Consider the following 8,637-nt stretch of genomic DNA (forward strand, 5'->3'; position numbering starts at 1 on the left):
GGAATTAATAGAGCTAAAGTCGCCAAACCAAAGTGAATCCAAATATTGCTCAAGAGGGGTATGGTAGGTAAGCCCAAATGATCTAGATGACCAATACTGGAAAAGACTAACAACACTGTGGCGGTAATTAACTGCTGAGTCCACTGTTGCTCTTGCTGTTGTCGTTTGGCTTGATTTGCCTGAGCGATTTGATAGATACTGCGATCGCTTGCTCGTAGCTTACTGGGAAAACCTGTTTTAGTTAATGTATCTGCTAAGGTTTCTGGAGTAATGTTTGCAGTTTGGTACTTTACCACCGCCACTTCGGTAATTAGGTTCACACAGGCTGACACCACTGCTGAATTTTGCTCCAGTTGTCTTTCTACCGCCTTGACACACCCCGCACATTTCATTCCCCCCACATCTAGGGCAACTGTTTTAGTTTCAAGATTGGATATATCTGCTATTGCTCGATCTGAAGGAGGTAGAAGAGACTTAACCATAAATGAATAGCCTAAAGAGTAGCTGAAAAATTCTATTATGTTAGATCTTAGATCAATCAGTAGGCAAAAAAGCTTAATTGTCTTATCTTCCTGAAGAAAAAAGCGATCGCCGTTTGAGTCAAGTCAAGTAATTATGGTGTTGCCAATGGCTGTTGCTGAAAAGATTGCCAAGATTCTTTTAAAGCTATAGAAGCGGGATTTTGAGCCACTGAAAAATATTCTTTTAGTAATTTAGCGATCGCCAGTCCCACAAAGAATAAAAAAGTGCGGCGCCTAAAAATGGCACAACCATCTTTTTCTTTAGCCATAATTAAATCAAAGTCGTGAAAAGTTAAAGTACGCTTTCGTCGGAAATTAAATGAGAGTAAACTAATTGTAAATTGTCTAAATGAATTTAACGTCAGAAATACTGTCTCAACAGCCAGATAACGTCTTAGAAAGATTGCGTCGTGCCGATCAATTTTGGTCGGCTTTACGAGAGGGAAAACTCGATCCAGCTGAGGTTGTCAGCAATAGTAAAACTGAGATCCAGCAGACTGATACAGATATTGTAATTTGTGGTGGGACACTAGGCATATTACTCGGTGCAACCCTACAGCAGCGGGGTTGGTCAGTTACTTTAATTGAGCGGGGGATATTACGAGGTCGAGAACAAGAATGGAATATCTCGCGTCATGAATTGCAGACTTTTATTGACCTAGAATTATTGACTGAAGCAGAATTACAAAAAGCGATCGCTACTGAATATAATCCCGCCAGAGTAAGCTTTAAAGCAGGTTCGGAAGTTTGGGTTAAAGATGTGCTGAATATTGGGGTCGATCCGATATATCTATTAGAGCAGCTCAAGCAAAAGTTTTTACAAGCTGGGGGCAAGCTACTAGAAAATACGGCGTTTAAGTCAGCCACAGTTCATCCTGATGGGGTAGAGGTTGAAACAGGGGAACAAACAATTAAAACTCGTCTGTTAATCGATGCCATGGGTCATTTTTCGCCGATTATCAAACAGGCAAGAAACGGAGCAAAGCCTGATGCAGTCTGTATGGTAGTTGGTAGCTGTGGTTCAGGTTTTCCCGAAAACAATACAGGAGATTTGATCTATTCTTTTACACCGATTATTAATCACTGTCAGTATTTCTGGGAGGCGTTTCCTGCTAAAGATGGTCGTACTACCTATATGTTTAGTTATCTTGATGCCGATCCAGCCAGACCAAGTTTAGAAGATTTTATGGAGGAATATCTCAGACTCTTGCCAGAATATCAAGGTGTTGAACTAGAAAAGCTAGAATTTAAAAGATTTCTCTTTGGTTTTTTTCCTGCCTATAAAGATAGTCCCATTAAACTACCTTTTAATCGGATTCTACCTGTAGGAGATAGTGCTGGTGGTCAATCTCCTGTCAGTTTTGGTGGTTTTGGGGCGATGATTCGACATTTAAAACGGTTGACCCAAGGAGTTGACGAAGCTTTGACTCTAGACAGGTTAAACAATCAAGACTTGGCTTTATTGCAACCATATCAACCAAATATTTCTGTTACCTGGCTATTTCAACAAACAATGAGTGTCGAGGTAGGGAAAGAAGTCAATCCCGAACAGATTAACAACCTTATGAATGGAGTTTTTGCTGTAATGGATCGTCTGGGAGATGATGTACTCAAACCATTTTTACAGGATGTAATTCAGTTCGCACCTTTAGCAAAAACTCTACCTTTAGTTAATCCTAAGTTAGTCTTACCTTTATTACCGCAAATTGGCATTGTCTCTTTAGTTAGTTGGCTGGTTCACTATTTTAATTTGGCTTTATATAGCGGTTTGTATCGTGGAGGAAAGTTAGCTCAACCACTAGTTAAATTGTCGCCAACCCAGAAATATTATTATCAGCGTTGGTTAGATGCTTGGAAATATGGTTCAGGTGGCGATTATGAAAAAACTGATTAATTTACTCCCTCTAACATGGTGCAAAAGCTAGATTACCTGTTTTTACACTTATTTCAGCACTTATGGGTAAGGCATAGTATATAAAACGGATTTATTATAGGCGCTCAATTGTGATTAGTCTCTCGATCTCATCAGATTTAAAACCAACTGCCATAGGTCTTCTAACGTTTGGTAAGATGGCAACATCATATAGTTCGCTCACCACACCTTCTAGCTTTAACCAGTGAACAATTTCTCCTTGCAATAAATCGATAATCAATAGACCACAAAATGATTCTGTGTCTGCTTGTTGTAATTTTTGCTCTAACAGTAAGCCAGAAAAAGTTTTATTTCTTAATTGCGAGATGCCTACCACCGCATAATTTTCCCTAAAGGCGCAGCCACGAAGATAGCCTGGGCAAAAAACGACAGGTTCAAATTTTGCCTGCTGTAAATCTAGATAACCAAATTCACCAGTGCCAGAATTTAACACCCACAAACGCTCCTGATACCAGCGGGGAGAATGGGGCATTGACAATCCTGTAGCGATCGCTAGGTTATTAGTAATATCAATGATGCAGCCTCCATCATGACGGCGATCGCGCCAGCCATTAGCTCGATCTGTTTGAGCAATAGTAGTGACATAGCGAATTTTCCCTTCTTGTAGAGCAATTCCATTCAGATGGCAGCGATCTTCTGCTACTAGCTGGGAAATAAATTTAGGCTGCCAGAGAGGAACAAAGCTATGAGTGTGACTAACTGTGGCTAAACAGTTAAATAAAGTATTAGTAAAAATCAGTTTTCCCGAGTAATCGACCACTAAATCGTGTACGTCTAGATCTCCTGTAACAAAGCTAGATTGAGGAATATAAAGAACATCATAGTCCTGATAGGTTTGTCCTGCTGCTAAGGCATTCTCAAAACCCCAGATTTGATAGCGAGAACTCAGATATAAACTAGAGTTATTGATCCACAAACCCATGCAGCGGTCAAAAGTACGCTCAAAGACTGATAGATTACCGTTAGGCTGCAAGCCAACGAAAAAGATCTTGCCTGCTTGATAAGTAGTAAAAGCCAGACTAATAAAGCGATCGCTTAACCATTGAGTGAAGTTAGGTGAGGAGGTGATGCTTAAACTGCTATTTTCCTTCTGGTTTTCTAACATTAAAAAAAGTAGTTTTCATCTGTTACAGAGGTTTCTTCCCTATAGTTAAGTTTATTTTGTTTCAGGAAGCATCAAATTGCCCTGAGAATCGTCCGTAAGTGTTTTTAGATCTTTTGAGTCGGCAAGATTTAAATCTGCATCCGTTCTCTTTAGCTTAAGAGATAATTCAAAGAAAACTTCTGCCAGATCAGTACGAGAAATTTTATTGTTATTAAGTTCCGCTAGATTATTTTCTAGCTTGGCTAAAAACTCTTGCTTAACTAAATTCAAATCTTGGTCTAAAGCGGATTTTGTCTGAGTAATTTCGCTTTTTAGACTATTGGTTTTAGTATTTAAGCTTTGGTGTAAAAAATCTAGATGTTCCTGACTGTATTTTACTACCTTGTCCAGCTGTTGTTGTAGTTTTCGCTGCTGTTCTTGAGTTTTTGAAATTTGAGCATGGCTGTTCTTTTCGAGAGCGTTAGCCACTGAAAATATATGTTCAAACAGTTTTTTTTCTGCTTGAGCAATAGATGCTTCAATCGTTTTCTGCGATTTTTGCAAATTTGCTTCAAGAGCATCTAATCTTTGGTTATATTGCTCTAATTTAGAATTGTATTCATCAATTTGCTCGCCAAATAAAAGTTCTTGAAGTTGAGTAATGTTTCCCAGTCTTTTGCGTATTTCTGTTTTAGTAATTTCGTTCATGGTAGATATTTTTAGAGGACAAATAAAAGTATTTTGATTAATTTTATTTTATTTGATTGGTATTGGTAGATAAACAATAATTTTTGTTCCCTGACCAACCTGACTGTCTACTGTAATTGAGCCTTGATAAAGATCGACCGTTTTTTTGACAATTGACATACCTAAGCCAGTACCAGGGAAAGAACTGACATTACTTGCTCGATAAAAGGATTCGAACAAATGTTTTTGTGATTCTTGAGGAATACCAATGCCACGATCGCTAACTTCAATGTTAATGCCTAGAGGTTCAATTTGAGCGGAAATAATTAAATTAACTGCTGTTTTGGCAGGAGAATACTTGAGAGCATTGGAAAGTAAATTGTTTAAAATATTACTCAAAGTTACCCGATCTAAATTAACGATATCGGCCGCCAAGCGATATTCAAAATTAATTATTTGATTAGCATAGATCGAAGCTAATTTATGAATAATCTTCTGACAGAAAAGCCTGAGTTCTATTGGTTCTAGCTTAAGGGTTTGCTTATCCGATTCGGTTTTACTGAGAACTAAAATATCTTCTAATAATGAGTTCATGGTTAAGGCTGAATCTTGGATTGATTGCAAATAGAATTCACGATTAGCAGCGTCAAGTTCGAGGGTGTTTTCTCGCAAATTCTGTACACATAATAGAATACTGCTCAGGGGGTTGCGAAATTCATGGGAAGCCATCGAAATAAATCCTGATTTAAGCTCTCTTAGCTCTTTTTCGCGGGAGAGAGACTTACGAATTTCTGCTTCTACTTGTTTTCTGGCAGTAATATCTCTACCAATATAAACACAATTAAAAAAGTCTTTTACTTCGGTAGGAGCAATAAAGCAGTCAAATTCAATTTGAATCGTTTGGGATTGCTTGCTGGTAAAACAAACCTCTATTTTGCTGACTATATCCTCTGAACTCAATTCTGAATTTAATAATGAACTATAAATTTCCTGATGATTGTAATTAGGATCGGTGATTAAATCGTCTATTGATTGATTAATTAAATCGGATGTTGTTTGTTTAAATAATTCAGTAGCAGATTGATTAACTCGCTCGATTATGCCTAAAGGAGAGGTGATCAGTAGCACATCCTGCATAGAGGCGATGATCTTGTTGGTGCAGTATTCAAATCTTTGCAGTTTATTGAGAGTGATTTCAAGCTCATTAAGCCTTTGCACTGACGATTGTTGCAATAGGGTAGATTGGGTAACATCTTCCAAGAAAATCACGATATGCTGTTCAATCTCTTGAATTACCAGATTAAAATACAGCCGTTCGCCATCTTGCTGATCGCGCAGAATAGCTTCCAGGGTAAAACTGTCTTGTTCTCCCCTCAATATTTCTGTAACTGTTGTTTCTAAGCCAACCATTTCAGGTAAACAGGCGAGAAGATCTTGCCCTACTCTAACTACTTGAGTCGCATATTTTGCTGCATCTGCTGAAAACTGCACAACTATTAAGTTGCGATCGCAAATTATATATGATTGATGATCGGCAACGGGTATCAAATCCACAATTTAATGATGATGAGCTTAATTTAATTGATCAATGTGTCAGATATTAAAACCAAAATAATCAATAAATAATTAATAAAAAGTATATAAAAAGCGATGCAGTTGCTTAAGGCGCTACATCGCTGGCAAATAATATTTTCTTACTGCTGCTACGAATAACGTCCACCCTTGCACCTACTACTCAAGAAATGATTCAAAAGTGTTTAAAAGTTTTGATGCGGTTTAGCTGTGCAACCTAGTAAAACAAATAATCAATTTAACGGTAACGTTTTTTGCGACGAGCGATCGCTTTACGCTTGCGTTTTTCGATTGGCGTCTCGTGGTGACGACGACGTTTAATGTCGGCAAAGATACCTGCTTTGGATACTTGACGTTTAAAACGACGCAGCGCAGATTCTATATTTTCGTTCTGTCCAACAACCACTTGGGTCATTAAAAATCATCCTCCTTGTTTAATGTACGATGGTAAGAATTTAGTTTATAGTCTATTAGTCTCTGTCTGTTGAGCCTTTTATTATAGCTGTACAGCCAGCAAACTTACTTTTAAACTTAAATACGAGACTCTACTGTTAATATTTTTATTTAGCACCCTCGATATCCCACAGTACAGTATAAACTAATTACCCAACCCTATTGAATCTCCTTCTGCTTTCCTAACTGGGTTGACGCCCATAGCAAGAAATGTCTGCCTAGAATACTTTAATCATGATTAATCATCTTTTTCCACGTTAGGGTTTTGGGTAGCTGCTTCTGCCATTGCTTCGGTGATAAAAAGCTGGGCTAACTTATCGTAAATTCCTGCCCCAATATATTGAGGATACTTATGAGAACGGCTATAGAGCCAGATTAAGTTTTTGCCGTAATAAATTCTAATATCTTTGAACAGACCTTTACAGTTAGGGATGAGAGAATTTGCCTGATTTAAGGCATCTGTCCAACGTTCATAATGCTCCTCAAAACCAGGAGTTATAACTCGAAACATTCTTGTTCGATTCGGTAGGTCAAGGATAGATAATATTTTAAGTATTCTATATTCAATTTGAAAAAGCAAATGGAAAATACCAACTGGGCAGACATTACTTTTGGGGTAGCTGCACTGTTCATCGTTCTGAGTGGCTTATTTTTGCTCTTTCAAGGTGTTGGTGCAATGAACAAAAAAGACTAAACTGGCAGCTATCTAAATAATTAACTTGACCACAATGACCCAAGCCCAGTCTTCGCTGGAATTTATTCCCCCTGCCTATAGCCCAGTCATTTGGCACATCGCTAGGGGAATTCTCCCCTTCTGGTTGCGTTACCAACGTAATGTAGTCAGGGTTGAAGTAGATCGTGCGGAGGAATTAATCGATCTGTATCAACAGTTTCAGCAGGGCAAGATGCGGTTTATGATCGCATTCCGTCATCCCACGGTGATCGATCCTCCCTGTTTGGCGCAATTATTGTGGAATCAACTGCCCAGACTGGCAAAGCAACAAGGAGTTGCTTTGCGATCGCCCGTACACGCTCATTTTATCTACGATCGGGGTATTCCTCTTTGGGCAGGAAATTTTGCTGGCTGGGGTATTTCCCAATTAGGAGGAACTCCGATTCGGCGCGGGGCAGTAGATCGGGTGGGTTTGCGGTCGATTCGTGACTTGTTTATTAATGGACAATTTCCCTTGGCTGCTGCCCCTGAAGGCGCTACCAATGGTCATAATGAAGTAGTTAGTCCAATTGAGCCTGGCATTGCCCAGTTTGGCTTCTGGTGTCAAGAAGACTTAATTAAAGCAGAACGAAAAGAAGCAGTGGCGATCGCCCCTGTAGGGATTAGATATTACTATCAAACAGCACCCTGGCAATATTTAGATCGCCTGTTAACAGAACTAGAAGTTGATAGTGGGTTACTAACTACCCCAAACCGCACCACAGGTTTAGTTAATGGCCAAACTCCTAGTGAATCTCAAGCAAGGGAATTCTATCAACGCTTGGTTGCCTTAGCCGAACATCTTTTGACTTTAATGGAAGATTTTTATCGTCAGTTCTACCAACAGCAGCTAGAAACTGGTAAAGACTTATCTCAACGCTTACAGGCTTTATTAGATGCGGCTTTAAAGGTGGCAGAGCAATCATTTGGCATCAAGTCTAACGGCACTATTAGCGATCGCTGTCGTCGCGTCGAACAAGCAGGCTGGAATCGCATCTATCGCGAAGATATCTCAGAATTAACCAATCTCGCCCCCGCAGTTAGAGGATTAGCTAATTTGGTCGCCTCAGAAGCAGAATTGCGTCTATGGCATATGAGACTGGTAGAAACATTTGTCAGCGTTACGGGATATTATGTCTCAGACAATCTCAGCGCCGAAAGATTTGCCGATACGATTCTACTGCTGTGGACAATGGTAGCCAGATTAAAGGGATCTAAAGCCAAAACTCCCTACCTCGGTAAAAAATGGGCAAAACTCACTGCTATGCCCCCGTTTTTAATTGCTGACTATTGGCAACAATATCGAAACAATCGTCGTCAAGCCGTAGCCAATCTAACTCAAGATTTACAACAGGCTTTAGAAGCAACAGTGAACAATGAGCAACGAAGCAGTGAGCAATGAACAATGAACAGTGAGCAGTGAGCAGTAAATAAATCTTGTAAATATTCAGGCATTAATGAAAAAAATCTTTGTAATTGACACTAATGTAATACTTCATGACCCCACCGCTATTTTACGCTTTGAAGACAACGAAATAGTCTTGCCGATCGCTGTAATTGAAGAATTAGATCGGTTCAAAAAACAGCCAGAAATGACTGGTCGCAATGCCAGAGAAGTTGCCCGCACCTTGGATCAACTGCGCCAGCAAGGAAACTTAACTACAGGGGTAAGCTT

Annotated in this window: 10 protein-coding genes; 3 read left to right on the plus strand and 7 right to left on the minus strand. The window is 39.3% G+C overall.

The genetic code is table 11. The features are described from left to right. Together C7B62_RS22685 and C7B62_RS25905 are read right to left on the minus strand one after the other, a co-directional pair. Positions 1-482, minus strand: a 482-nt coding sequence (locus C7B62_RS22685; RefSeq protein ID WP_199194333.1) for a cation transporter, incomplete at its 3' end; no start/stop codon positions are given. A gap of 131 nt (positions 483-613) precedes the next feature. Continuing rightward, positions 614-790, minus strand: coding sequence for a hypothetical protein (locus C7B62_RS25905; protein WP_158260732.1), 177 nt, complete (start codon positions 788-790; stop codon positions 614-616). A gap of 80 nt (positions 791-870) precedes the next feature. Here C7B62_RS25905 and C7B62_RS22690 point away from each other — a divergent pair, with 80 nt between their 5' ends. Further along, positions 871-2,415: an NAD(P)/FAD-dependent oxidoreductase gene (locus C7B62_RS22690; RefSeq protein ID WP_106242821.1), complete on the plus strand. Its 1,545-nt coding sequence runs from the start codon at positions 871-873 to the stop codon at positions 2,413-2,415. 94 nt (positions 2,416-2,509) lie between these two features. Here C7B62_RS22690 and C7B62_RS22695 read toward each other — a convergent pair whose 3' ends face one another. The 5 genes from C7B62_RS22695 to C7B62_RS22715 form a co-directional block, all read right to left on the minus strand. Continuing rightward, complete coding sequence (locus tag C7B62_RS22695) at positions 2,510-3,559, minus strand: TIGR03032 family protein (RefSeq protein WP_106242823.1); 1,050 nt, start codon at positions 3,557-3,559, stop codon at positions 2,510-2,512. 51 nt (positions 3,560-3,610) lie between these two features. Beyond that, positions 3,611-4,246, minus strand: coding sequence for a hypothetical protein (locus C7B62_RS22700; RefSeq protein WP_106242827.1), 636 nt, complete (start codon positions 4,244-4,246; stop codon positions 3,611-3,613). Positions 4,247-4,294: 48 nt separating this feature from the next. Next, on the minus strand, positions 4,295-5,779 hold the full coding sequence (locus C7B62_RS22705) for a PAS domain-containing sensor histidine kinase (RefSeq protein ID WP_106242831.1): 1,485 nt from the start codon (positions 5,777-5,779) through the stop codon (positions 4,295-4,297). Between the two features lie 256 nt (positions 5,780-6,035). Continuing rightward, on the minus strand, positions 6,036-6,212 hold the full coding sequence (gene rpsU / locus C7B62_RS22710; RefSeq protein ID WP_106242834.1) for a 30S ribosomal protein S21: 177 nt from the start codon (positions 6,210-6,212) through the stop codon (positions 6,036-6,038). Between the two features lie 276 nt (positions 6,213-6,488). Further along, positions 6,489-6,761, minus strand: a complete 273-nt coding sequence (locus C7B62_RS22715; RefSeq protein ID WP_106242838.1) for a hypothetical protein — start codon at positions 6,759-6,761, stop codon at positions 6,489-6,491. A 217-nt stretch (positions 6,762-6,978) separates the two neighbouring features. Between C7B62_RS22715 and C7B62_RS22720 the strand changes: the two genes are divergently transcribed. Both C7B62_RS22720 and C7B62_RS22725 read left to right on the plus strand, forming a co-directional pair. Further along, complete coding sequence (locus C7B62_RS22720; RefSeq protein ID WP_106242841.1) at positions 6,979-8,364, plus strand: 1-acyl-sn-glycerol-3-phosphate acyltransferase; 1,386 nt, start codon at positions 6,979-6,981, stop codon at positions 8,362-8,364. Between the two features lie 55 nt (positions 8,365-8,419). Further along, positions 8,420-8,637 (plus strand): PIN domain-containing protein (locus C7B62_RS22725; RefSeq protein WP_233220112.1); only part of this gene is annotated, 218 nt, incomplete at its 3' end.

It is taken from the genome of Pleurocapsa sp. CCALA 161 (assembly GCF_003003995.1).
Lineage (GTDB): Bacteria > Cyanobacteriota > Cyanobacteriia > Cyanobacteriales > Xenococcaceae > Waterburya.

Excerpts from the sequence above, each read along its gene's own strand:
- rpsU (WP_106242834.1), bottom strand. The coding sequence starts at position 6,212 with ATGACCCAAGTGGTTGTTGGACAGAACGAAAATATAGAATCTGCGCTG.
- C7B62_RS22690 (WP_106242821.1), top strand. The coding sequence starts at position 871 with ATGAATTTAACGTCAGAAATACTGTCTCAACAGCCAGATAACGTCTTA.
- C7B62_RS22695 (WP_106242823.1), bottom strand. The coding sequence starts at position 3,559 with ATGTTAGAAAACCAGAAGGAAAATAGCAGTTTAAGCATCACCTCCTCA.
- C7B62_RS25905 (WP_158260732.1), bottom strand. The coding sequence starts at position 790 with ATGGCTAAAGAAAAAGATGGTTGTGCCATTTTTAGGCGCCGCACTTTT.
- C7B62_RS22715 (WP_106242838.1), bottom strand. The coding sequence starts at position 6,761 with ATGTTTCGAGTTATAACTCCTGGTTTTGAGGAGCATTATGAACGTTGG.
- C7B62_RS22700 (WP_106242827.1), bottom strand. The coding sequence starts at position 4,246 with ATGAACGAAATTACTAAAACAGAAATACGCAAAAGACTGGGAAACATT.
- C7B62_RS22720 (WP_106242841.1), top strand. The coding sequence starts at position 6,979 with ATGACCCAAGCCCAGTCTTCGCTGGAATTTATTCCCCCTGCCTATAGC.